6 protein-coding genes are annotated in these 26,800 nt (G+C 45.6%); 2 read left to right on the top strand and 4 right to left on the bottom strand.

Translation table 11 applies throughout. The annotated features are described in order from the left end of the window. Positions 1-456 precede the first annotated feature (456 nt). Positions 457-2,898, top strand: a complete 2,442-nt coding sequence (locus tag ACE38W_RS02695) for an arylsulfatase (RefSeq protein ID WP_375828687.1) — start codon at positions 457-459, stop codon at positions 2,896-2,898. Between the two features lie 55 nt (positions 2,899-2,953). Here the strand turns inward: ACE38W_RS02695 and ACE38W_RS02690 are convergent, their stop codons facing one another. Continuing rightward, positions 2,954-4,177, bottom strand: coding sequence for a porin (locus ACE38W_RS02690; protein ID WP_375828686.1), 1,224 nt, complete (start codon positions 4,175-4,177; stop codon positions 2,954-2,956). A gap of 214 nt (positions 4,178-4,391) precedes the next feature. Continuing rightward, the gene (locus ACE38W_RS02685) at positions 4,392-5,216 is read right to left on the bottom strand and encodes a M57 family metalloprotease (RefSeq protein ID WP_375828685.1); all 825 of its coding nucleotides are present in this window, start codon (positions 5,214-5,216) and stop codon (positions 4,392-4,394) included. Between the two features lie 472 nt (positions 5,217-5,688). Between ACE38W_RS02685 and ACE38W_RS02680 the strand changes: the two genes are divergently transcribed. Continuing rightward, a complete protein-coding gene (locus ACE38W_RS02680; RefSeq protein ID WP_375828684.1) occupies positions 5,689-6,033 on the top strand; it encodes a TfoX/Sxy family protein in 345 nt (114 codons plus the stop codon). Between the two features lie 54 nt (positions 6,034-6,087). On the opposite strand, the gene ACE38W_RS02675 is transcribed toward ACE38W_RS02680, so the two are convergent. Both ACE38W_RS02675 and ACE38W_RS02670 read right to left on the bottom strand, forming a co-directional pair. Next, positions 6,088-24,540 carry a non-ribosomal peptide synthase/polyketide synthase gene (locus ACE38W_RS02675; RefSeq protein ID WP_375828683.1) on the bottom strand — a complete coding sequence of 6,151 codons (18,453 nt, stop codon included), beginning with the start codon at positions 24,538-24,540 and terminating at the stop codon, positions 6,088-6,090. Between the two features lie 1,039 nt (positions 24,541-25,579). Further along, positions 25,580-26,701 carry a DUF4932 domain-containing protein gene (locus ACE38W_RS02670; protein ID WP_375828682.1) on the bottom strand — a complete coding sequence of 374 codons (1,122 nt, stop codon included), beginning with the start codon at positions 26,699-26,701 and terminating at the stop codon, positions 25,580-25,582. Positions 26,702-26,800: the final 99 nt, after the last annotated feature.

The following is a 26,800-nucleotide window of genomic DNA, read 5'->3' as shown; positions in this document are numbered from 1 at the left end:
AAAGAAATAGTATTTCTCTTCCTACCACAAATACCCGATAGAAGGAAGATAATATTAGAGAGAGATGATAATAAATCAGTTAGGTCAACAACAATTCTAAATGCTATGTGTTTACTAAGACAAAGCTACCAAATTTCCCTCCTAAGCCATAGCTAACAGCAACCATCTACGTCCGTCAGGACAAGTGCAATTGTATTTTCAATTTCTGTTTTTATTTGCTGTGTTACATTGAGTGTAGCATAACAGGATTCTTTTGCGTTGGTGTTTTATAAACATTAACCAGGCAAGACAATCAGGCGAGTGGGATGTATTACAAAACGACCCAGTATCACCACTATTCCATCAATCTGCGGCAGATAAAAATATGTCCATCAAACAACAGCGATAAATATTACTGAAATCTACCTTGGGCGCATTGGTAAAACCCGGCTTCCATCTAAACAAAAACCGCAAACTATGAAAACTCGAGACCTAACTGTTCTGAAAAGGGCAGCAATAATGGGATTGCTCATCTTTGGCATTCAGCTGCCTCAAAAAGTGAAGGCACAAGCTGATCCACAGAAAGTAACCGCTGAGCAATTCAAAGGCGTCATTAAACTGGACGTGCGCGATTCTAAACCTGACTGGGCCCCCTACACGCCGAAAAAAGCGCCCACCGGCGCGCCCAATGTACTATTCATTTTGTTTGATGATACTGGCATTGCCGCATGGTCGCCATATGGTGGTGCCATTCAAATGCCTACCCTCCAAAAGCTTGCTGACCGCGGAATCCTGTATACGCAGTGGCATACTACCGCGCTCTGCTCTCCTACCCGTGCTACACTACTTACTGGTAGAAACCACCACCTGACAGGCAATGCAGCCATTACGGAAGCGGCAAACGGCTTCCCCGGTGCACATGGCCGCATCCCAGCACAATGTGCTACCATCGGCCAGATATTACAAGACAATGGCTGGAGTACTTTCTGGATCGGTAAAAACCATAATGTTCCCGAACAGGATGTTGCCTCCGGCGCCAGTAGAAAACAATGGCCGTTGCAGTTAGGCTTCGATCGTTACTATGGCTTCCTCGGTGGTGAAACCAATCAATGGTATCCCGACCTCGTAGAAGACAACCACTTCGTAGATCAGCCATACACGCCAGAAGAAGGCTATCACCTTTCAAAAGACCTGACAGATAAAGCCATTCAATACCTCCAGGACCAAAAGGCAACTAATCCTTCCAAACCCTGGTTCATGTGGTATTGCCCAGGCGCCAACCATGCGCCGCATCAGGCTCCCGAAGCATATATTGCTAAATACAAAGGCAAATTTGATGAAGGCTATGATGCTTATCGTAAATGGGTAGTTCCCCGCATGATCGCTAAAGGCATTATCCCGGAAGGTACAGTACTCACCGATTTCAATCCGTTGCCGCCAAACATTGCTAACCCTGGCGACTATGTGAAACCCTGGAATGAACTGAAGCCCGACGAGAAAAAATTATTCTCCCGCCTGGCAGAAGTATATGCCGCATTCTCTGAATACACCGATGCACAGGTAGGTCGTGTGATCGATTATCTGGAGAAAACTGGTCAGATGGATAATACCCTGATCATCTACGCAGCTGATAACGGTGCTTCCGGAGAAGGTTCTCCCAATGGTTCTGTTAATGAAAATAAATTCTTCAACGGTTATCCTGATCAGTTATCAGAGAACCTGAAATACATGAATAAGTTAGGTAGTCCTGATACCTATGAACACTATCCTACTGGTTGGGCAGCAGCATTTTCAGCGCCTAATAAAATGTTCAAACGCTACAGTGAATATGCTGGCGGTACTTCCGACCCATTGGTCATCTGCTGGCCTAAAGGCATTAAAGCACATGGAGAAATACGTAATCAATACCATCACTCTACCGATATTGTACCTACTATCCTGGATGTTTGCGCAGTGCAGATGCCCAACACCTATCGCGGCGTAGGACAGTACCCGTTATCCGGCGTATCTATGCGTTATACTTTTGATGCTAAACCTGACGCACCTACGCAGAAACATGTGCAATATTATGCCATGCTAGGCACCAGGGCCATCTGGGAAGACGGCTGGAAAGCAGTGGCATTACATGCTCCACTAACCGGCAAAGGTCATTTCGACCAGGACGAATGGGAATTATATCATGTAGATGCAGATCGCTCCGAATCAAAAAATCTAGCCAAACAACATCCTGATAAACTCAAACACCTGGTTAATCTCTGGATGGAAGAAGCAGAAAAAAATCTGGTATTGCCATTGGATGATAGAACAGCTGTAGAAGTATTAGGCTTAGAACGCCCTGCAGAAGAAGCCCCTAGAGACTTATACGTGTATTATCCAGGAACAGCGCCAGTGCCGGAAGGCGTAGCCGTGAGCATTCGTGGCAGATCCTATAAGATATTGGCGGATGTAGATATTAAAAGCGCGAATGCCAACGGTGTCATCTTTGCTCATGGCTCTCGTTTTGGTGGGCATAGCTTGTTTATCAAAAACAACAAGTTATACTATGTATACAATTTCCTGGGCATCAAGCCTGAACAGAAGTTCGTATCCAATATTCCATTGAAGCCTGGCAAATATACCGTGGGGATGGAATTCACGCGCGAAAGCACAGGCGAACATGGAGAACAGATTGGTAAAACAAAACTTTATATCAATAATAAAGTAGTGGCAGAAGGTCCGATGAAAACACAGCCAGGTAAATTCACACTGGCGGGTGATGGGCTCTGTGTTGGCTATGATAGCGGTGATGCGGTAAGCGAGGAATATAAGAGCCCTGGCAAGTTTACTGGTGGTACTATACTCGGTGTAGGCGTTTCCGTTGGTAAACAGGAATACAGTGATCTGAATAAAGAAGCACAGCGCGCATTACAAAGAGATTAAGTAAGATGTGTTGTTTATTGAAAGCGAAAGGTGGTGATCACCTTTCGCTTTTTTATTATAAAGAGATATCCCATTGTAGTCTGAATCGCCATTCTGTAGCGGGAATACCGCCTGTTTTATCATAATTGAAATAGCTACCTTCTGCAGTAATTTTATTTTTATGTCCATGAAAAAACCAGTTAACGGCAACAGTATTTTCTCTTTTCTTGGTTTGATCTTCTTCTCTGTTGGGAAAATAACCAGCATTTCTGTAGGCTACTTCCAGCGGTGCGGGCCACCAGTCGAAGGCCTGATGAAAGAAGTACCCTGCTTGCGCATAGTAGCCGTGGATGGTATTTGTTTCGTTGTTATTCAGTTTGTCGATGATCTCTTTCCAGTGTGCTTCCATCTGCCAGCTAAAGCCTCTATACATAAAAGCCGTTTCTATATTGGCCTGGTTAACACGGTACTGCCCGGGTTTACCATCGGCATAACCGTCCAAATAGCCGCCACCAGCCTGAGAGAAACGGGTATAAGGACTTTGGTTGGTAACGCCGTTGATGGCAAGTACACCAGCAGGATGTTCATGGATTTCAATATCGCTGCCTTCAAAATCGAGGTATAGGCCGGTAAAGTTCCATTGCAGGCGGCTGAAGTACATGAGATGATTATCATCATTTGTTGTGGAGCCGCGGCCTGTACCTGTGAAAGCGCCCAGCCAGTAATTGAAGTCGGCCAGGCCCTTGCCTTTCAAATGCCCATAAATCTCTGCGCCTTGTTGCCTGTCTACTGTAAATTCCCTATTAATAATTGATCTGTCTGCCAGCTGTTGTTCTCCGCTGCTGATCCTTCTCTCCCTGGAATATTCCACTTTAAACTGCCCGACCTGGAATTTAAGCCAGTCCCACTTTTCCACCATTATCGTATAGTTGAGCAGGTTAGATTGACTCAGTTCATATTCCCAGTAATATTTCAGCCAGGGTTTAAATGCGTGCCCGCCTACTTTTAGTCTGGCCCTGTTGATTTTAAAAGCGGTTTTATGTTCACCGAAGAAATCATCATAAGTAACGGGGTCCTGATCTTCCGGGGTGGCAAACCGAAATTGCAGGCGGCTTTGTATCTGCAAAAGGAATTTATCGTCTCTGGTGCGGAATTCAAAGCCTTTATCACCATAAACGGCAGAAACTTTTTTGGTCGTATCGGATAGAATATACTGAGCTGCGGCATGCTTACCTAACAGGCAGAATATAGTCAGACAGCAGATTGTACGGGCTTTAGGGCCGGAGTAGCATTTGAACATACAACTTCTTTTCTGTGGGAATAGTAACAATTACATCTACAGTACGCAAGGGTTGATACCTGGTATGCCCTGTTCTTCATACATCCATAACCGTTAACAAACCTATAGGAGAATTGTTGATCCACAGGAGGAATTGTGGTGAATGAAAAGGTTACACCATGCGCTGGGCGCGGTGTAACCTTTTCCATTTTCATGCATGTCCGTTAGCGATGGATTATTGATAGAGGTAATTTAATGCGATGATGTCATTAGCATTAAAAGTACGGTTGCCACCATTGGAGCATGCCAGCATCCAGGAATTGGCATCAGGGCCGCTAGGGGTGCCTGGGAGATATACAGCGCCAATACCGCCATCACCTTCATCAACAGGATCGCCGCCGCAGCTATAGGAACGGTCCATATAGTCAGTATGGCGCATACCAATGCAGTGGCCTATTTCATGCTGGATCACGGAGCCTACATACTGCACGTTAGGGTTGCTGCCGTAAGCATCTGGATGGGTATTCATCTGTACCAGGTTATATGGATTGCCATAATCATCAGGGAAGCCGGAAGATCCGAGGGTGATGTATCCGCCGCTAGGACCTTCATAGAAGCCCTGGATGGTGATATCCGCAGTACCGCTGGTGATGCGTTGGAACTGGATACGCAGGCCCAGTGCGTTGTAACGTTGAATAGCCAGGTCAGTGCCCTGAATGAAGGCAGATCCCAGGTTACTGACAGACACGGTGATCACACGTGGCAAGCCAGACACCAGGTTATTAGTGGAATACTGTTCTGTTTTGGCGACCCTTACTTTATTGGTCTGCCCTTTTTTGTTAAGCTCTTTAGTGCTGAGAAAAATATCTCCTTCAACGAGATAGCCTCCGTTTACGGCGTGTACATTGGATGTACTGAAACCTTTCGCTTTAATAAGTGCCATTACATCATTGGAGATGTTAGGTTTGGTGGCACTTCCTTGTTTGTTGTCTTTCTGGCAAGAAGTAATAAGTGATCCTGCCAATAGGCAGATCAGGAAAAACAATACTTGATTTTTCATCGGGTTGCGATTTTTGGTTTGTGGGTTTGTAGGTTTTAGATTGCTATTGTCTCTGCATGAAAAAGTCTTTACCATAGCCGATTTTGGCAGCTAACGTTTAAATGTATACGTACTTTTATTTGAAATGTGGGTTACTCAGATTTGCTATAAGATAATGGCTCTGCGTTCGGGTTTTAATCGTGACTATTTTCCAATATTACAGCTTTCCTTCAATTGAAAAAAAATAATTTAAATTAGTTCCACTCGTATTTCCACGTTGTGGAATTGCAGTCTCCTGGCCTATTTTACAGCTTCATTTCAGGTTATTTTAATCGCTTTTTAATTCGTTTTTAATCTCAATGATGATAAATTCGATTGCATTATTTTGTTGAGCGATATTTACCGTTTTCTCAAACGGACAATTGACAGACCTTTCCACGGCAAGTATTATTTTTCTATTTTTCAATTAACTTAGTGTATAAACTTTCTGCTTATGACATACGATCAACTATTGGCCAGTCGTGTCAGAATTTATTTAAGTGAGATAGAAGGTATAGCGGTTGAGGAAAAAAATATGTTTGGCGGTCTTGCATTCATGATCAACGGTAAAATGTGCATCAACGTTTCTGACGACCAGCTAATGTGTAGGTTTGATCCGGCACAAACAGAGGAGCTGTCTCTGAGAAGCGGCTACCAGTCCATGATTATGAAGGGTAAGGAATTAAAGGGCTATTGTTATGTTGATCCTGTTGGCTATAAAAGCAAAAAGGATTTTGAGTTTTGGATGCAACTTTGTCTGGATTTTAATGTGAAAGCTAAATCTTCCAAGAAAAAATAAAAGGCTGTCTCTACCAGGTAGAGACAGCCTTATTATCCTTTGTACCTGCCGGTATTAGTAATTCTTCATAGATACTACTTTCTTTGGCACTGGCTCAAAGAAGCCTACTTCTTCTGCATATTTAATCATCAGATGTACTTTTTCTTCATCAAAGTATGTCCATTTGAATTTCAGCTTTTTCAGGATGGCATCCGTAGCCTCATAACATACCTGATAAGAATGTCCTTCTTCCTGCTTATCATCTCCAAACAGATCTGCCTGTAGGAATAAGCGGTCTATCAGGTCTTTTTTAGTATGATAGGAATCCAACATTTTCTCCAGATAAGTATAGATATTTGTTAGCTCTATTTCATATCCATAACTATTCAGATGGGCCGCAAATTCAGCAGCAGAAAGCAGATGCGGATTACGAACATGATAATTTTTATTCAGCAATCCTGGCTTATCAAATATCTGTAGTATCGCGGCAGCTACCTGGTCAATATTAGACAACTCCAGCTCATTGAATTCTTCCGGCATCACCTGGAAGGAAATAAATCCTTTGATCTGGTTATAGAATGCATTGTTGTCGATATTCTCCTGGAACTTACCGGTAGCAGAATGGAATGATAAGTGCCCTACACGATAGATGTTGACCGCAATCCCCTGGGCTCTTGCCGCATCCAGCAGCCGTTCTGCCTCCAGCTTGCTCTTCGTATAAAAGTTAGGTGCTGCTTGTCCCTTGTACAAATCGGCTTCTGTATACAGATAATCATTGCTGCCTTTTTCTGCCATACCAGCAACACTGGTAGTAGAAATATGGTGGATGGCTTTCTTTCTGCCCATTTTACAGTAATCCAGCAACGTCTGCACGGAATGGGTATTCACTGCCTCAAACTCACTGTAGCTACCATAGTGTTTTACGTTAGCGGCCGTATTCAGGATACAGTCTGTATCTGCCATCATAGCCTCAAATACCGCGTTATCCATTCCTAATTGTGGTAAGGCAATATCACCTTTATAAACCCGCAGTTTTGCATGGTCTTTAGGCAATGGCGTACCAAAATAGAAGGCATACTTTTCAGACAAACGACTGAAAGCTACGTCATCACTCTCTGCACGCACCAGCACGCATACCTGTGAATTGTTTCGCTGCAGCAATTCATACAACATATGAATACCCAGGTAGCCGGTTGCTCCCAGCAGTAAGATTTGCTGATAGTTAATAGTGCTGGTAACATCCAGCTGTTGCCATGCTTTCACCTGTTCGAGGTATGGTCGTTGCTGTTCTGCCAGTAGCTCCTGCATGGCCGCAGCCTGCGTCTGCAGGGCTTTATGATCTACCTGTGCCGGATCAAACCTATTCATCATCGCTGCCAATTTATTCTTAAAGTGATCTTTTTCATAAATCACATATTTAGAAATACCAGCGATAGTAGGATGTTGGAAGAGGTCATTAATAGATACCTGAAAATCTACCTTCATCTTGGCAATTAAGCGGATCGCGGTAATAGAGTTACCACCAGCAGCAAAGAAATTATCGTGTATGCTTAACTGTGGTATGTTGAGTACCTCTTTCCAGATTGTCAGCAGCTGTTCTTCTATCTCGTTAGCCGGGCCAGCATCCTGTTGATGATCGGTGAGCATCGCGGAAGTCGGCGATGGTAACCCTTTCCGATCAATTTTACCATTAGGCGTCAGCGGGAACGACTCCATCGGAATCATCACCGGCGGCACCATAAAGTCGGGCAGCTTGCTCTTCAGATAGGCCATGATAGCATCTTTATTGAATTCCTGATCTGGTATCACATAGGCCACTAGTAGTTTATTATCATGCTCACCACCTTTTACGACCACCACGGCATCATTTACCAATTCGCATTCCTGCAACACGTTTTCTATCTCTCCTAATTCAATACGATATCCACGTACCTTCACCTGTTCATCTATCCGGCCCATGTATTCAATGTTCCCATCAGGCAGCCAGCGGCCCAGATCACCGGTACGGTACATGCGGGTTTCGCCGTTACCTGCATATGGATTGATCACAAACTTCTCCTGAGTAAGTTCAGGGCGGTTGAGATAACCACGTGCCAGTCCTGCCCCACTCACACATATCTCCCCTGCTACCCCTACCGGACATAAGCCACCATGTGCATCCTGGATATATACCTGTACGTTAACCACAGGCTTACCAATAACAACGATCCCATCTTCTTTAATAGGGTCGGTAGACATTGTAGTACAGATACTATTTTCCGTAGGTCCGTAACCGTTAAGCAGCCGCACACCTTTAGCCTGTAGGTACCTGCCATCCTCTCTGTTTAATGGCTCGCCACATGATACAATGGTTTTCGCTCTGTCTACCAGGTCTATCATACTGTGCAAATAGGACGGTGGCAATAATAACACATCTACTTTTCGTTTATTGATCAACGTAGCAAAGCTGGCAGAAGACAGCAGATCTTCTTTACGAGGTAGCACCAAAGTACCACCATTAGACAGCGCACTGAATATCTCCATGCAGGAGGCATCAAAGCCGATCGTTGCAAACTGCAGCAGCCGCGTTCCTACTTCAATTTCTAATTGTTCCCGCTGATCATGTACCAGGTTCACCACGCCTCCGTGTTCAATCAATACACCTTTCGGTTTACCGGTAGAACCGGAAGTATAGATCACATAGGCCAGATCATTCACCAGTGGTGCATCAGCCAATGCTGTTACCGGATAACCGTCGAATAATGCGGTATCTGTAGTTATTACCTTTTCTATACCATCCAATGCGGCGCCTAGTTTATCATTTACCGCAGGACTACTTACCATAATGCTGGCAGCGGTGTCGCTGAGGATATATTGTATCCTGTCTGCCGGATACTCAGGGTCCACCGGAACATACGCTCCTCCTGCCTTCATGATGGCATATAAGCTAATAATCAGCTCCGGTGAGCGTTCCATACATAACGGCACCAGAGTATCTCTTCCAACGCCTTTACTGCGCAGGTAATGCGCTAACTGGTTGGTACGTTCATCCAGCTCTTTATATGTCAGGGTAATATCCTTAAACATTAATGCCGGCGCATCAGGAATTTCCGCTGCCATCGCTGAGAACATGCCAGGTAAGGTCAGCTCCTGCGGCACAGCTGCTACCTTACTGTTGAAGTCTATCAATAACTGCTGTTCTTCTTCCTCATTCAATAACGGCAACGCACATATGTGAGTGGCAGGCGCCAGGGTGATGGATCGTAGCAGCTGTTCAAAATGTCGTCCAATCCTGCTCACCGTTTCTCCATAGAACAAGTCAGTACTATATTGAATGATCAGGGAAAGTCCTGCCTCTGTTTCCTTCAGGCAGAAGTTAAGATCAAATACAGACGTAATATGATCCAGTGGTTCTTCTGTTAGCTGCACCGTTCCTAAGGTCAGCTGAGGAATTTCCGGGGTGTTCTGTAATACCAGCATTACCTGGAACAATGGGCTTCGGCTCATATCACGCTCTGTCACCACGGCGTCCACTATTTTCTCAAATGGAACTTCCTGGTATTCATAAGCGCTTAATGTAGTTTGTTTCACCTGCTGTAGCAAGGAAAGGAATGCAGGGTTACCAGCAAGGCTACTGCGTAGTGCCAGTGTATTGATAAAGAAACCTGCCAGCCCTTCTACTTCCTGGCGTGTACGGCCGGAAATAGGGCTTCCCACGCAAATATCATCCTGGCCACTGTAACGATATAATAAAACGTTCAGTGCTGCCAGTAATGTCATGAAGAGGGTTACACCTTCTTGCTGCGATAAGGCCATCAGCTGGTCTGTTAGCGCACGATCGAGCTGCAGGTATTCTACAGCACCTTTTTTACCTTTTACGGCAGGCCTGCTTTTATCTGTTGGCAGCTGCAGGGCGGGTATGCTTTGCAGGTTTTCTTTCCAATATAATAGCTGTGTTGCCAATACCTCATCCGACATATATTTCCTTTGCCAGATAGCATAGTCAGCATATTGTATTTCCAGTGCAGGCAACTTCACTTTTTCACCGGTTGTATAGCCATTATACAGCGCGATCAGTTCTTTGAACAGAATGCTGATAGACCAGCCATCAGAAGCAATATGATGCATGTTCATCACCAGGATATGCGTGGTGGCATCCAATGCGATCAGGTGCACGCGTAACATATATTCTTTGGTGAGATCAAAAGGCTTTCTTATCAAGGAATGCACCAGCGTTCTATAGTCTGCAATAGCAGGTTGATTGCCACATAAATCAATATGTTGCAGCTGCCATTGTTGTGCCGACAATACCTGTTGGCCTGAATGTCCATCCTGCTGTGTAATGACAGACCTTAATACTTCGTGGCGTGCTACCAGGTCGTGGTAGGCATTTGCCAGCGCTGCTTTATCCAGCGTACCCTCCATGCGCAATACTACTGGCACGTGGTATTGTACACTACCTTCCATCTGGTCAATGAACCACAAACGTTCCTGGCTATACGAAAGCGGGATCAGTTCAGGCCTTTGTTGTGGCGTTACTGCCGGCAGCAGCCAACCCTTACCATTCTGACGGATAAACGCTGCCAGACGTGCAATGGTAGGATTCGCGAAGATGGATTTTACCGCTACTTCAACCTCCATATGCTTACGCAGGGCAGATTGCAGGCGCATAGCCAGCAGTGAGTGGCCTCCCAGTTCAAAGAAATTATCGTGAACACCTACTTTTTCTATTTGTAATAAAGTACTCCAGATAGCTGCCAGCTGTTGCTCTGTCAGGTTGCGAGGCGCTACATACGTAGTACCTCCCAGTGCGCTGAGGTCTGCTTCAGGTAATGCGCGTTTATTGATTTTACCATTATTTGTCAATGGCAGTTCCGGTAAAGTGATGAAGAGAGATGGCACCATATACTCTGGCAGTCTGGACTGCATCCAGGTGCGCAGCTCTTCTTTTCCGAAATGATGTTGCGGTACCACATAAGCCACCAATCGTTTATTACCGTATTGGTCATTTTTCACCAGTACCACACATTGTGCCACCAGCTCACATTGACCCAGTACGCTTTCCACTTCGCCTATCTCTACACGGTTGCCACGGATCTTCACCTGGTCATCTTTACGCGACAGGTAATTGATATTACCATCAGGCAACCAACAGCAGATATCACCAGTTTTGTATAAACGACCATTGCCACTTGTATCAAATGGATCGGTCATAAACCGCTCTGTGGTTAACTCCGGCAGATGCAGATAGCCTTTGGCTACTTGCACGCCACCGATAAAGAGTTCACCTGGAACGCCCACCGGACAAGGATTTCCGTTGGCATCTAAAATGTACAAAGTAGTATTTGCAATTGGTTTACCAATAGGCGGTAATACACGGTGGTTATAATCTTGCGGCTGTATCATATAGGCACTTACCACGTGTGCCTCCGTAGGGCCGTATTGGTTATGCAGGCGTGTATTTCCTTTTTCCAGGAATAAGCGAAGATCATTGCTCAGTTTGAGCTGCTCTCCTGCCGTAACTACTTCCTGCAGATATTGCGGATAGATACCGCTTTCCTGTGCGTATTCTACGAGATTTTTCAGTACTACATATGGCAGGAACAGGCAATTGATCTTTTCAGTATTGATCTGCTCCATGAGGATGGCCATGTCTTTCCTGCGTTGTTCATCTACGAGGTGCAGACTCCCACCAAAGCTGAGTGTAAAGAATATCTCCTGGAAGCTCACATCGAAATTGATACTTGCAAATTGTAATATTCGTTTAGGCATGCGGGTATCAATCTCTTGTTGTTGCCAGCAAAGCAGGTTAAACAGCGCTTTATCCGGCATTTCCACGCCTTTTGGTTGTCCGGTAGAACCGCTCGTATAGATGAGATAAGTTAGTTTGTCAGGAGATGTATAACGGCTGATATTCGCAACCGGCTGGCCCGACAAAAGATCGTCCTTCAGGTTGATGATGCGCGCTGCTGCAATATCTCCAGGCAAGAGACCCTGACTACGTTCATCTGTGATCATCAAACTAAAGTTTGTATCGGAGAGAATATAACGGATACGCACCTCCGGATATGCAGGATCTACTGGTACATAAGTGGCGCCGGCCTTCAGAATACCAACAATGGCAGTAATCATTCCAAGGGAGCGCGACATGCAAACAGGTATCAGCGTGTTTTCTACCACACCTCTTTCCTGCAGGTAATGCGCCAGTTGATTCGCTTTTTCATTCAGCTGACGGTAGGTATATTGTTCATCTCCGAAAACAACGGCTACAGCATCCGGCGTTAATCTTACCTGGGCTTCAAACAGGTCTATCACTGCTTTATCGGTAGGATATATTCTTGCCGTATCGTTGAATGTCAGCAATAATTGTTTTTCTTCTGCGGCCGTGAGCATCGGCAATGCTCCTATCTGTGTAGAAGGTGCTTCCACAACGGCTTTCAACAGCATAAGATAATGTTCTATCATCCTCGCGATCGTGGCCTCCTCATACAGATCACTGCAATACTCTACGCGGAAACGTAAGCCGGTAGCGGTGGTTGTAACATCCACTGTCAGATCGAATTTGGCAGTGGTGTTAGGCACCGGCTGAATAGTTACCTGTACATCTTCTAATTGTAAGTCTGGAATTTCCGGCAGGTTTTGCAGGATAAACATCACCTGGAACAATGGTGTGCGGCTCATATCTCGATCACTTACCACAGCTTCCACAATTTTTTCAAATGGGGCATCCTGATATTGATATGCCTCTAGCAGCGTTGCTTTTACCTGTTTGAGTAAAGACAAGAAGTCCGGGTTACCAGCCATGTTGCTACGCAGCGCAATAGTATTCACAAAGAAGCCGATCAAAGGCTCTATGGTTTGCTGGGTACGGTTAGCAATAGGGCTACCCACACAAATATCCTCTTGTCCGCTGTAGCGGTATAACAAGACTTTGAAAGCCGCCAGCATGGTCATAAACAGCGTAGTCCCCTGTTGTCTGGACAGTTGATTCAGTCCAGCGGTGAGGGTGCCGTCTACTTCATAATACAGCGTATTTCCGCGGGTGCTTTGTGCAGCAGGACGTGGGAAATCTGTTGGCAGTTGCAACGTAGTGACATCGTCCAGTTTCTCTCTCCAGTAAGCCAGTTGCTGATTAAGCAGCGTGCCTTCCAGGTGATGCCTGTGCCACAATGCATAGTCCGCATACTGCACCTGCAACGGTTCCAGCTTATGCGGCGTTTGCTTATGTTCCGCATCATAGATCGATATTAACTCTTTGAGCAGTATCGACACCGACCATCCATCAGAGGCGATATGGTGTTGTACTATAACCAGGAAATACTCACGGGGAGCCAGTTCCACCAGGTGTACCCGCAGCATATAATCTGTAGAGAGATTAAACGGCTGGTTATAACAGTCTGTGATTTCTTCCAGGATTTTGTTCCTGTTGGGCTCCATGGTCCTGTCTATTACGTGTATACGCCATCCATCTGCTGACAGGATATGCTGGCTTACCTCTCCATCTTCTTCCAGGAATACGGTGCGTAATGCTTCATGCCTGTCTACTATTGTTTTCAATGCGCTTTGCAGTGCATGTACGTCCAGGTCACCATCCAGTTTCAATACCAGTGGCATATGATAGGCTACACTGCCTTCCATACGGTCTATAAACCATAATCTTTGCTGTGCTGAAGAAAGTGGCAGCTTGCCTTCTCTTGGATAAACAGTAACTGCCGGCAGCACCGTTCCTGGCTGCTGGCGGCGGATATGCGCTGCCAGATCAGCTACAGTTGGATAGCTGAAGAGATCACGTATCGGGATCTCCACTTCCAGTTCGCGGCGTATTGCAGATACCACGCGGGTAACCAAAAGAGAGTGCCCACCCAGTTCAAAGAAATTATCGTATATCCCTACCCGTGACACTTTCAGCAATTGCTGCCAGATGCCTGTCAGCACCAGTTCCGTAGCATTACGTGGAGGCATATACGCTGCTGCCGGCATCAGAGAATGGTCCGGCTCTGGTAACGCGCGTTTATTAACCTTACCATTGCTTGTCAGTGGAAGCTTTTCCAGTGGCATCAGCACTGCTGGAACCATATAATCTGGTAGCAGCTGTTTGAGATAAGCTTGTATTTTTTCTTTCTCAAAACTACCTGCCGGTACTATATAAGCAGCAAGGTATTTACTACCCAGCTCATTTGTACGCGCCATTACTACGGCTTGTTCTACCCATTCGCACTGTTGCAGTACTCTTTCTGTTTCTCCAGGTTCGATACGATAACCACGTATTTTCACCTGATCGTCTGTACGGCCCAGGCAAAGCACATTTCCATCGGCTTGCCAACAGCCCAGATCGCCGGTTTTATATAATTTTTCGGACCTGTTATTATTGAACTGATGGGAGATAAAACGTTCTGCTGTCAGTTCAGGTAAATTGAGGTAGCCCAGGGAAAGGCCAGCGCCACCTACATATATTTCGCCGGTAACGCCTACTGGCACCAGCTGACGGCGGCTATCCAAAATATATACCTTACGGTTGCTCAGCGGGCGACCTATAGGCACCGGCACTTTCACGGCGCCAGCTTCCACTTCGTAGGTGACCGAGAAAGTAGTATTCTCCGTAGGGCCATAAGCGTTAATAATACGCAGTGCAGGATATTGCTGTTTTAATTTACTGATATGTTCTTCTGATAATTTCTCTCCACCTGCCAATACTACGGACAAGGTTTCAAAAATACTGCTGTCTGTATCTATCAGCTGATTAAACCAACTGGCAGTAAACCACATCATATTCACCTGGTGCGTGCGGATTTCCCGTTTCAACACTTCATTATCCAACAACTGTTGTTCAGGACAAAGAATGAGTTGACCTCCATTGAGCAGCATACCCCAATATTCAAAGGTAGCCGCATCGAAGGAAGGTGCGCCGGTAGATAACAAGCGATCGTTTGCACTGAAAGAAACATAGTCCACTCCTTTCACGAGGCTCACCACATTTTGATGGCTTACCATAACGCCTTTAGGCGTGCCGGTAGAACCAGAAGTATAAATTACATAGGCCAGGTCTTGTGGAAGTGACACCGGCAATGGCATGCTCTCAGCAGTAGTCAGCTGTTCCAGCTGATCAAGGGCGATACACTTCATGGTAGTACCAGTCTGTTGCAGCGTTGCAATATGGCTGGCAGTAGTAAGCAACAGTGTACTGTTGCTTTCGGATAACATATAGCTGATGCGTTCCACAGGATAATGTGGATCTACTGGTACATAAGCACCGCCGGCCTTTAATATCGCCAGCGTGGCTATGATCAGCTTCTCTGATCTTTCCATGCAAAGCGGAACACGCATACCTGCCGTTACGCCTGCGGCCACGAGGTATTGCGCTAATTGCGAAGCAGCAGTATCCAATTCAGCATAGCTGATTTCCTTACCATCAAATACTACAGCGATGGCGTCTGGCATCAGGGCTACCTGTGCTGCGAAAAGCTCGGTAATACCTTTCTCCGCAGGATAGCTGATAGCCGTATCGTTAAAGGTTTCCAGCAGTTGTGTTTCTTCCACCGCCAGTAGCATCGGCAAGAAACCGACCTCCATAGCAGGACTGTTAACGATTGCCGTCAGCAGTTGTTTGAAGTGAGTAATCATCCGCAGGATGGTGTCCTCGCGGAACAGGTCTGTACAATATTCTACGCTTCCTGAAAGCCCTGTAGCAGTTTCTTCTAACGTGAAGTTCAGGTCTACCTGAGCAGTAGTATATGCGATTTTTTCAGGTTGTAAATTTGCGGCGCCCAAAGCGAGATTGGTAGCCACCGGCATGTTCTGCAAAGTAAATATTACCTGGAACAATGGACTATAGCTGAGATCACGCTCTTTAACAACAGCTTCTACTACTTTTTCAAAAGGAATATCCTGGTGCTCATAGGCATCCAACGTAGTATTTTTTACCTGTTGTAGCAAGCCTGCAAAAGTTGGATTATCGTGCAGTTGCGTACGTAATGCCAGGGTATTCACGAAGCAGCCAATCAGGCTTTCCGTTTCCTGGCGCGTACGGCCGGAAACAGGACTACCAACGGTAATGTCTTCCTGGCCGCTGTAACGGTATAGCAACACATTAAATGCCGCCAGTAACGTCATGAACAAAGTAGTGCCTTCCTGCTGCGACAATGCATTTAACTGCTGTTGCAGTGTATCGTCTATATGGAACGGAATGATAGCACCACGATTGGAGAATACTGCCGGACGGGTGAAATCCAGTGGTAACTGTAACGTGGTAACATCCGCCAGTTGGCGGTTCCAATAAGATTGTTGCTGTTCCAGCACCGTGGCTGACATATACGAACGCTGCCAGCGGGAATAGTCTGTATACTGGATATCCAATGGAGATAGTACAGGCAGTTGTTGTTGATTAAATGCGGTATACATCTCCATTAATTCTTTTATGAAGATGCTCACAGACCAACCATCACCTGCGATGTGATGCAGCGTAAGCGCAAGGATATGAGATGTTGCCGACAATCCGATCAGTTGCCCACGTAACACATGGTCAACAGACAGATTAAACGGCGCATCAATCAGCGTTTTCACATAATCATGCAAAGCAGCAGTATCCTCGCAGAGATCGTGTCTGGTGATGGTTTCCAGCTGCCATCCATCTTTCTCCATTACCTGCTGATGTGGCAACTCATCTATAACGGTAATGACAGTACGTAATACTGCATGACGGTTAACCATTTCACGGATGGCCAGTTCCAGTGCTTGTTTGTTGATGACGCCTGTGAGACGGAACACCACCGGTATATGATATTGTATACTACCTGTCAGGCGATCTATAAACCAAAGCCTTTCCTGTGCAAAGGATAACGGCTGCGGACTGGTATATGCCTGGGCAGTAATCCCTTGCAGCACGGGGCCGGTCTGTTGCGTGATAAAGGCAGCCAGGCTAGCGATGGTAGGATAATTGAAGATCGCTTTTACTGGTACTTCTGCCCGTAATTGTTTTCTGATGGCAGATTGCAGACGCATCGCCAGCAAAGAGTGTCCTCCGGATTCAAAGAAATGATCGTGTATACCTACACGTTCTCTGGATAGCAACTGTTGCCAGATGCTTGCCAGCAGGCTTTCCTGTTCATTACGGGGAGCCATATACGCAGCATCAGAGAGCGCAGTATCGTCTGGCGCAGGCAGTGCTTTTTTATTCACTTTTCCGTTTGGCGTCAATGGTAGTGTTTCCAGGGCTATCAGGAAAGAAGGAACCATATAATCCGGTAATCTATCTTTGAGATAAGCCTGTATAGCTTCTCTATCAAAAGTATTTTCTGTTACCACATAACCTGTCAGGTAGCGGTTTTGCTGCTTATCTGTCCAAACAGTTACCACGGCTTGTCTAACGCCAGGACAAGCTTCCAGCACTCTTTCTGTTTCTCCTGGTTCAATACGGAAGCCACGGATTTTCACCTGTTCATCAATGCGGCCCATGTAAACGATGTTGCCATCAGCCATCCAGCGGGCGAGGTCACCCGTACGGTAAAGCCTTGCGGAAGGATCATCAGAAAAAGGATCTGCTATAAATTTGGCAGCGGTCAGTTCAGGATCCAGATATCCTTTAGCCACGCCATCTCCCCCTACATATAATTCTCCAGTAACACCCACCGGAACAGGATGTCCCGCACTATCAAGGATATACGCAGTTCTGTTTTTCAATGGGCGGCCAATAGGTACATTGCCACTGACAGTCGCTTCATGGATGCGGTAATAAAGGGAGAAAGTTGTATTCTCCGTAGGGCCGTATATGTTAGACAGTGCTATGTGCGGATAAGTACTTCTGAATTTATCAGCATGCTTTTCGGACATCTTCTCTCCTCCTGTCAGCACATCCTTTAATCCGGCAAATACGCTGATATCCATATCTATCAACTGATTGAACCAGCTGGTAGTAAAGAACATTTTCGTAACCCTATGTTGTATAAGGTCTTGCTTTAACAATTCAATATCCAGTAAACTGCTTTCTGTGCTTAACACGACGCAGCTGCCATTCAACAGTGCGCCCCAATATTCAAAGGTGGTAGCATCAAAGGAAAGAGAGCCGGCAGAAAGGATCACATCCTCATTCGTCATGGTGATGTATTCCTGCGATTTTGCAAGACTCACCACATTTTTATGTGTAACCGCAACACCTTTAGGTTTTCCGGTGGAACCGGAAGTATACATAACATAGGCCACTGTTGCCGGTGTTGACTGTTCTACAACAACATCCACCGGGAATTGCAACAAGTCATGATTATCATCTAAATAAATTATTTCTTTATCAACAACTTGTAAGGTATCCTTCCAACTCATTTCACTTAATACCAGCGAACTATCACAATCATCCATAATCTGCAATATTCTTTCCGCAGGATAGTCAGGATTTACCGGAACGTAAGCGGCGCCGGTTTTCAGAATACCCAGCAAGGCTACCATCAGATTAGCAGAGCGTTTCATGCATACTGGCACATAGGCCCCCGCATTTAATCCTTTACTGCGTAACTGGTGCGCAAGGCGATTAGCTGCTTCGTCCAGTGTTTTATAAGTAAACGAAGTTCTATCATATACCACAGCAATTGCATCTGGTGATAGCTTCACCTGCGCTTCAAACAACGCAGTGATGCTCTTATCCGCAGGGTATGGTATTGCAGTCTGGTTAAACGTCTGTAACAGCTGTGTTTTTTCGGCAGCTGTCAGCAGTTGAATGTCTGCAAGTGTTTTTACAGGCTGCGTGGCTATTTGCATTAATACCTGCTCAAAATGCGCGGCTATCATTTGGATAGTGGCAGCATCAAGCACCACCTCATTATACAACAGGCCTATTTCCAGTCCTTTCGACATCATCACGCGTATCGTCAGTGGATAGTTAGGATGTTCCTGTACCTGGAGGTTATGCATTTGCAGTTTCCATTGAGGAGATTGCAGCACAGGGTTTTCCGGGTAGTTTTCAAATACCAGCAGGCTGTCAAACAATTCTTCGCGGATGCCTGTCCAGCGCTGGATATCATTCAATGCTGCATATTGGTGTTCACGGCTTTGCAGCTGCGTAGCCTGGATATCCTGCAGCCACCCAGTGATGGATTGCTCATTTGCCAATGTGGCGAACAACGGAAGCGTGTTGATATATAATCCAATTTTTTTATCAACACCATTCATTTCATCAGGTCTGCCGGCAACGGTTACACCAAACATAGCGGCGGGTTTCCCGGTATAACGGGATAACAGGTACGCCCACACGCCTTGTACCAGGGTGTTGAGGGTGATATGTTGTTGGTGGGTAAATTTCTCCAATTGCTGACGTGTAGCGGCATCCAGCTGCAGTAGCGTTTCTTTGATGCGCCCTTCTCCTTTTGTACGGGAAGCTGAGGCAGCCACAAACGGTAATAAACAACCTTCGGTGGCCTCTTTCAGATAGCCGTGCCAGTAAGCTTCTTCAGCCAATAAATCTCTGTCTGCGAGGAAATGGATGTAGTCACCGAATTCGTCTACTTTCAGCGCTGGCACTGTGTTATTGGTTACAATAGCCTCGTAGGTTTCCACCAGTTCACCGAGTAATACCGGCAATGACCAGCCATCCATCACCAGGTGGTGGTAGGTCCATTGCATGCGATATTTATCATCTTGCAGGCGGAACAGCGTAATACGCATCAAAGGCACGTTCTCAAAGTCCAGCCCCTGTTCGCGGTCTGCTATCATCCATGCTTTCAACGCTTCCTGCTGTTCATTCTCCGTCATATGACGGTAGTCCAGCACGGTAAAAGGCAATACCGCATTATGATATACACATTGCACCGGAATACTGCAAATCTTTGCGTAGAAGGCAGTCCGGAATATCGTATGATTTTGTATCAGGTGTTCCCAGCTTTTTTGGAATGCGGCAACATCGAGATTAGCGAATTCACAGCCCGACTGTTCTATGTAAGCGCCACCTTTTTCATCAAACAGGCCATGGAACAGCATTCCCTCCTGTAATCCTGTGAGCTTATAAAGTCCTGCTACCTGAGATCTTCTGGAGTTACCATTTTCTGTGCCATCGAGGAATTGGTCCAGTTCATCGTTGGTCATTACTGCGCCTAGTCCATAGTCTGAAGGAGACGTGATGGATGCTTGGTGACTGCGGTCAGCACAGTGTGAGATGATTGCTTCCAGCTGCCGGCGATAGTCTGCCGCGATGCTGGCAATAGTGGCCGCGTAGAAGTGTAGCTGGCTGTAGCTCCAGTCGATGACGAGTTGTCCGTCATGAATCATGCTGTTGACAGCCAGTTTCTCAGGAACGAAGCGCAGCGGCGACCCGCCGGCATCCAGTGAAGACAGTGAGGTTTTAATGGCGCCCTGGCTTGCAGGCAGGTTATCACCTTGTCCCAGATAGTTAAAGCCTATTTCCCAAGGTACGGCTCCTTGCAAGGCTGCATGTCTGCCAATATATTTGCTGACGCCATATCCGATACCTTTATCAGGGACCTGGCGTAGTTGTTCTTTTATATCTCTGATCAATCGGCCGGTATTATCTCCCGTAGGAGCTTCGAGCCATACTGGATACTGGCTGGTAAACCAGCCGATGGTGCGGTTTACTGCGATGTCAGCGGCGATATCTTCCCTACCGTGTCCTTCCAGGCCTACAAGCACGCCTGTGCCTTTATTCCAGCTTGTAAGGGTAAGTGCCAGGGCAGACAACAAGATATCGTTGATCTCTGTGCGGTATGCAGCTGGTACCTCCTGCAGCAGACGGCGGGTAGCCGTTGCATCCAGGCGTACCGTTTCTTTGCGTATATCCGATACCGTTATTTTCCCGATATATTGAAGATCAATTGGTAAAGTGCTACGTTTAGCCACTACCGTTTCCCAATAGCGTAACTGTTGCGGGTGGTGGCTTTTTTGTGCGTAATCAGCCAGGGCATCGTGCCATTGCCGCACGGAGCTGCCTTTAGCGCCCAATACAGCGTCTGCAGGAGCCGCTGGCTGTTCCAGCAAGCGATTGAGATCTTCCAGCAGTATACGCCAGGAAACGCCGTCTACAACCAGGTGATGAACAACGAGCAACAACCTGTTGTTGATTTCAGCAGAAGGCGTTTGTATGAGCGTAGCCTGCAGCACATTACCATCACGAATATTCAGGCGGGCCAGACTTTCTTCTACATAAATGCCAATCTGCTGCTGCCAGTTTTTCTGTTTGCGCCGCATATCCCTGACATGCAGGGTTGGTTCCATAGTACCATATGTTTGTTGCCATACATTTTCTACTTGGTGATAGGAGAAACGAAGTGCATCATGGTATTGTACAAGCTTGCCGAGTGCGTTTTCCAGCAAAGCCGGGGACAGATGCTTATCTATTTCCAGCAACAATTGTTGTGTAAACAGTGCAGGCTGGCTGCTGCCTTCTTCTTCGAAGTACCAATGTTGAATGGGCAAAAGGCCGCTGTTACCTGTCAGCAATCCTTGTTCACCAGTGATGCTTACTGCAGTTTTCAGCAAGAGCTGTTCTGCCAGTGCAGCCACTGTCTGATACTTGAAGAGATCTTTGGCCTTCAGTTCATATCCTACTCTTCTGGCACGGCTCACCACTTGCATGGATACGATGGAGTCGCCGCCCAGTTCAATGAAATTATCGTGTATGCCTATACGTTGCAGTCCCAGCAGCTCCTGCCAGATAGCAGCCAACTGCTGTTCTGCTTCATTGCGCGGCGCTACATAAGCTTCCTGCTGAAGGTCGGCAGCATCAGGTGCTGGCAGTGCTTTTTTATCTACTTTACCATTGACAGACAAGGGCAGCTGTGCCAGTTCCACGAGTATGGAAGGCACCATATATTCAGGCAGTTGCGCCTTCAAACGGTCAAGAACAGCTAGTTTATTATACTCCGCGTCTGTGGTAACATAACCTACCAGGCGCTTATTATTTCTTTCATCTGCCCATGCTACTACCACTGCGTGTTTAACGCCTGGGCATTCCTGCAGAGCATGACTGATTTCCCCTAGTTCTATACGGTAGCCACGTATCTTTACCTGATCGTCTATACGGCCGAGATATTCGATGTTGCCATCCGGGAGCCAGCGACCGGTGTCGCCGGTTTTATAGAGGCGTTTGCCAGTGGTGTCGGTAATAAATTTTTCTGCCGTCATTGCCGGGAGATGCAGGTAACCATTGGCCACCTGGGGACCTCTTACATACAGCTCACCTGTTACGCCCAATGGCAGCGGGTTTTGCTGCGCATCCAGTATATGTACCTGGAGATTCGCTACCGGCTTACCGATGGTAATTAGTTTGTCTTCCGGTTGAATTTGTGCCACAGACGACCATACAGTACACTCCGTAGGTCCGTATTCGTTATATAGCGCAGCCTGCTTTACTTCTCTGAAGTGGCGCTGTGCCAAGGATACTTCCAACGCTTCCCCTGCAAGGATTACCGTAGATAAAGCCGCCTCCTTTAAGAGGTCTTCTTCCAGCAAAAAACGGTAATACGAAGGCACACAAAGGATCATATCCGTACGTCTGAGTAATTGCTTTACGGTGTCCGCATCTTTCAATGTTTCTTCTCTGCATACGATCAGTTTTCCGCCGCTGCACAATGTTCCGAAGATGACTGCTACGGAGGAGTCGAAAGAGAAAGACGGTACCAGTAATGCAGTACCGGTGCTGCCGTAATAGGCTATTCTTGCCTGTGTGGAGGCCACCAGGTTTTGATGCGCGATGGTAACGCCTTTTGGGTTGCCTGTAGAGCCAGAAGTATAGATTACATAGGCCATGTGCTGCGACTGTAAGTCCGTTTTCACGGGAGTTACAGGATATTGCAGCAGCACATCTTCCAGTAGGCGGACGTCAATAATTTCAGCGGTGGTGTATTGCTGCAGCGGCAGACTACCAGCCACATTGCTGAGCACTATTGCCGCCTGGGTATCCTGCAGCATGAAGGTGATGCGGTGTTGTGGATAGGCCGGATCTACCGGAACATAGGCGGCGCCAGCTTTCAGCACGGCGAGGATGCCAATGATCATCTCAGCGGAGCGCTCCATGCATACCGGAACAAATGTATTTTCACGTACCCCCCTTTCACGCAGGTAATGCGCCAGCTGGTTGGCCTTTTGATCCAGCTGCTGGTAAGTGAGTGTTTGGTTTTCAAACACCAATGCTTTAGCTGTTGGCTGAATGCGCACCTGCTCTTCGATCATTGCATGGATAGAAGGATAAGGCGCTACATCGATATGATTGTTGTTAAAGCTTGCCAGCAGCGTTTCTTCTTCATCAGGGATGACGCTGATATCGGCTATCTTTAGCTGTGAACCATTATTGAATTGCTGAATGATATGCAATAAGCGTTTTACCAATAAGCGTATATCCGTTTCCGTGAAAAAGGCAGGATAATAATCCGCTTTCAGTTGTAGTGGCTGACCATTGCCATAGTCGCGCCAAAGCAGCTCCAAAGGGTATCGGGTGATCTCACTGGTAAGTTCGTGGGTGCTGCTACTGATGGCAGCACCGAAGTCCAGGTTCAGATTGAGATTGGCGTGGTTAACAAGAATATCTACCAGTTGATCTGTGGTGCCATTGAGTTTCAGGGAGCGGCTCAGATCAGCTATCTGATATTGCTGATGGAGGTTATCATTTTTTCTGGTGGTTGCAATCTGCTCCAGCAAAGCAGTTACCGTATCTTCTTGCTGATAAGTTCCCAGGAATGGCGTGATACCAGAGAACATTCCTGCTATTTGCAGTAGTTTTTTATCTTTTCTGCGATGTACCGGCGTGCCGAATACAAAGGTGTTATGTTCAGTGGTTTTTGCGAAGTAGATGGTAAGCGCCGCCAGTGTAAGGCGTAGTAAATTGGCCTTGGTAGCTTCTTGCAGCCTTTCCAGCGCTGCTTTTTCCGCCGCAGTAAAATCTATAATGAATGCCTGGCACTGGCGAGGATTGGCATCTGCACGCTGATACCTACGCTCCAGCAATTGGGCTGGCTTTTTATCGATCATCTTTTCCCAATAGGCAGCATCTTGCTGATAGGCTGGCGACTCTTGATAGGCGATGGCCTCAGCGGCAGCGGCTATGTACGAAGCGGGCGACCACTCCAGGTTAGCACCTTGCACCAGGGATTGATATTTGCGTGCCACATACTGATAGGTGGCTGCAAATCCATATCCATCAATAATCAGGTGATGATATTTACAGAAATACAGATGTTCATTTGGGGCAATGGTGAGGAGGTATTGTTCGCTGAGTGCGGTGTCTTTATTCAGGAGGAAAGGCACTTCCAGGCGATCCCTAAGCCACTTATCGATGGCGGCAGGTTCAGCGTCGGTAAAGTCAATACAAATCACTTCCTGCAGGGTGAAGGCATCGTCCAGGTAGGCATGTGGTGCTGCGTCGCTAACGTCGAACCGCATACGGAATACATCAAATACCGCTGGCAGCGTTTCTGCGGCGGCAATAAATTTTTCTCCATCGAGGGGGCCGGTGATTCGGGTTACGCCTCCAACATTATAGGTCGAGTTGTTGGCGTTGATTAACAAATCCATGAGGATATCCCGCTGAGCAGGATGAATGGGCGTTGCATGAAGTGGCATGGCTTAACGGCATTAAATAATGAAATAATAGATCAGGGTGTGTTCCTGATCTCGCTGTCATTTTCTGTTACAACAAACAATGACAATCTTGTCCAACTGGCTACAGCAGTTAGTAATAGGTTAAAAGTATCAACAAGTTTGTGCAGGTAAATCGTATTACATTGTCAATGAGTATAGCTATTGATGGGTAATCGTTGTACTGCAGTAACCCTTAAATGAACGGGTATAAAAAACAAGACCTGGATAGTAATTTTGAGTTCATGTCAGTAGGGTATTTTATAATGGGAAAATATTTTCTTGTTAATTCATCATGCAACAGTTAACAAATAGGCATGGAACTGCATTCCACTCCTGCATGTATCTGGTGTATGATATCATAAAATCATTATATAAAAATCCGCTGATTGCTACTGCAATACAGGGAATGCTGGTTAACCTGATATTTCTACTGCTAAAACACACATAATTTCTTACCTCAACTAACAACAGGTTATTGTTAAAAAATCATGTTAAAATTGTAAAGTTTCTCATAAGCCCAGGGTTTTACAACAAGGCTTCGCAAAATAAATAGTGATTTAAAAGGATTTCAAAATTGGCACTAACAAACTTCTAGTCTGCGACTAAAAATTGCGGCATGAAGGTAAATAAAATTAACAACTGAACAAAAAAAATTGGATTTGCGGAGGCAGATTTCACAGAGAATTCATCTCGTATAAAAACAGCCTAACAGCAAGGAAATCAAGACAAAAGGACTGCAAAAACCAGCCGTATAGCGGGGTACCAACGAAGCACATTTATGAGGTATCATATAAATTGAAAGTAATGGTTAATGGGTAGTTTTTTCTATCAAGAATATCAATTCATTCAGCTTTAGATTTTACAATAAATTAAACTTCCTTTTTTCGTTTTGTCATTTCTGCCAAAGGGCACAAAAGCAAACGACTTGAACCTGATAAAAAACCAGACTCAAGTCGTTTACTGAGCATGCTCTAAGATCCAGGAATCCTTCATCAAGTCCCTCGCTTCTTATAAGCTCTTTCTATTGTTTTTCAAATAGTTTTAAAAAGGCAGGATAGATATCATCTATTTTCTTATCAGGATTCTCTGCACGAACTTTCAGCAGATTATCAGTAAAAAGTTTCATCTGAGGGAAACCTCTGCCTGTCATCAGCTGGCATAATTCCGCAGTGGTTGCAGTGAAAGCAGCATCATCATAATGTTCTTTTATATACAGCAGAAAAACACCATAGGTCATATACTCGTCGAAAACCTTAATGGGATTAGGATAAGCCGATATCCCATATACTTTTTCGTTCACCCAAAAATTCCTGTCTTTGAAAAGTTGATTAATGCTTTCTTTATTGTTATCAGATGGAAGCCCAACATAGTTGTGGTCTATCTCTGTAAACATTATCCTGGTATTGTAAATGGCATTTTGTTTTTCGGTAAGATCAGGGAGCTTATCCACAGGCGGCAGCACCATGAAAATTTGTTGGAAATTATTATTCTTAAAATCGCCCGTGTAGTTTAACCCATTAATTAAAGGGGAGCAGAATACAATATAGTTATTGATACTATTCTTAAAATTTTTTTCCAGCCATTTCCACTGATTGCCAAGGTTGGCATTTTTTTCATAATCATTTACAATGCTCGCGTAATATGTTTTATGGCTGTTATAAAACTTCCTGAAGTTTGATTTTTTGGCAAAAGCCTCTATCTGCGTTTTGTAAGTGGTGATAGGATTTTCTTTGATCGTCATTTTCGCAAGACTTGCTGCAGGAAAGAGATATACTTTACTTTTCTCCAGTTTATCCTTTTTAAAATTATAAGCGAAAGCATTTCCCGTTAGAAAAATATAATTGATAGGCGTAACTGCCATCAAAGAATCAAAGGTTTTAATGATCGGCTCATTGGCAAATGGTTTGAAATAGGCAAGAACATCCTTATAATAGTCGCCTTGTTGCTGGATCATATCATCATTCTCGATGCCAGAAGGAGTAATGGCAATCATAATATGGATTAACTCCTTTACTTCATGGATATCAATTTTGTATTTTCCCTGGTTTTCCTTTTTGAAAGCATCAGAGAAGCTTACTTTTTCCTGGGCATACGAATGAAAAGTTGCAAAAAGCAGCATTAACGGCAAGAGATGTTTCTTCATAAATTTTACAGTCAGATGGAATAGATTTTATTATAACCAGATGCTTATTACGCTGGTGCGTCGGTATTTTCAGCGGTCAAAGATAAAATTTCACGGGGT

Origin of the sequence: Chitinophaga sp. Hz27 (genome assembly GCF_042263525.1) — a bacterium.
In the GTDB taxonomy this organism is placed as follows: Bacteria; Bacteroidota; Bacteroidia; order Chitinophagales; family Chitinophagaceae; genus Chitinophaga.
Note: the sequence above shows the minus strand (reverse complement) of the source record. Positions and strands in the feature narration are given on the sequence as shown.

Bases quoted from the DNA above. Each gene is read 5' to 3' on its own strand.
- ACE38W_RS02695 (WP_375828687.1), top strand. From the start codon at position 457: ATGAAAACTCGAGACCTAACTGTTCTGAAAAGGGCAGCAATAATGGGA.
- ACE38W_RS02690 (WP_375828686.1), bottom strand. From the start codon at position 4,177: ATGTTCAAATGCTACTCCGGCCCTAAAGCCCGTACAATCTGCTGTCTG.
- ACE38W_RS02685 (WP_375828685.1), bottom strand. From the start codon at position 5,216: ATGAAAAATCAAGTATTGTTTTTCCTGATCTGCCTATTGGCAGGATCA.
- ACE38W_RS02680 (WP_375828684.1), top strand. From the start codon at position 5,689: ATGACATACGATCAACTATTGGCCAGTCGTGTCAGAATTTATTTAAGT.
- ACE38W_RS02675 (WP_375828683.1), bottom strand. From the start codon at position 24,540: ATGCCACTTCATGCAACGCCCATTCATCCTGCTCAGCGGGATATCCTC.
- ACE38W_RS02670 (WP_375828682.1), bottom strand. From the start codon at position 26,701: ATGAAGAAACATCTCTTGCCGTTAATGCTGCTTTTTGCAACTTTTCAT.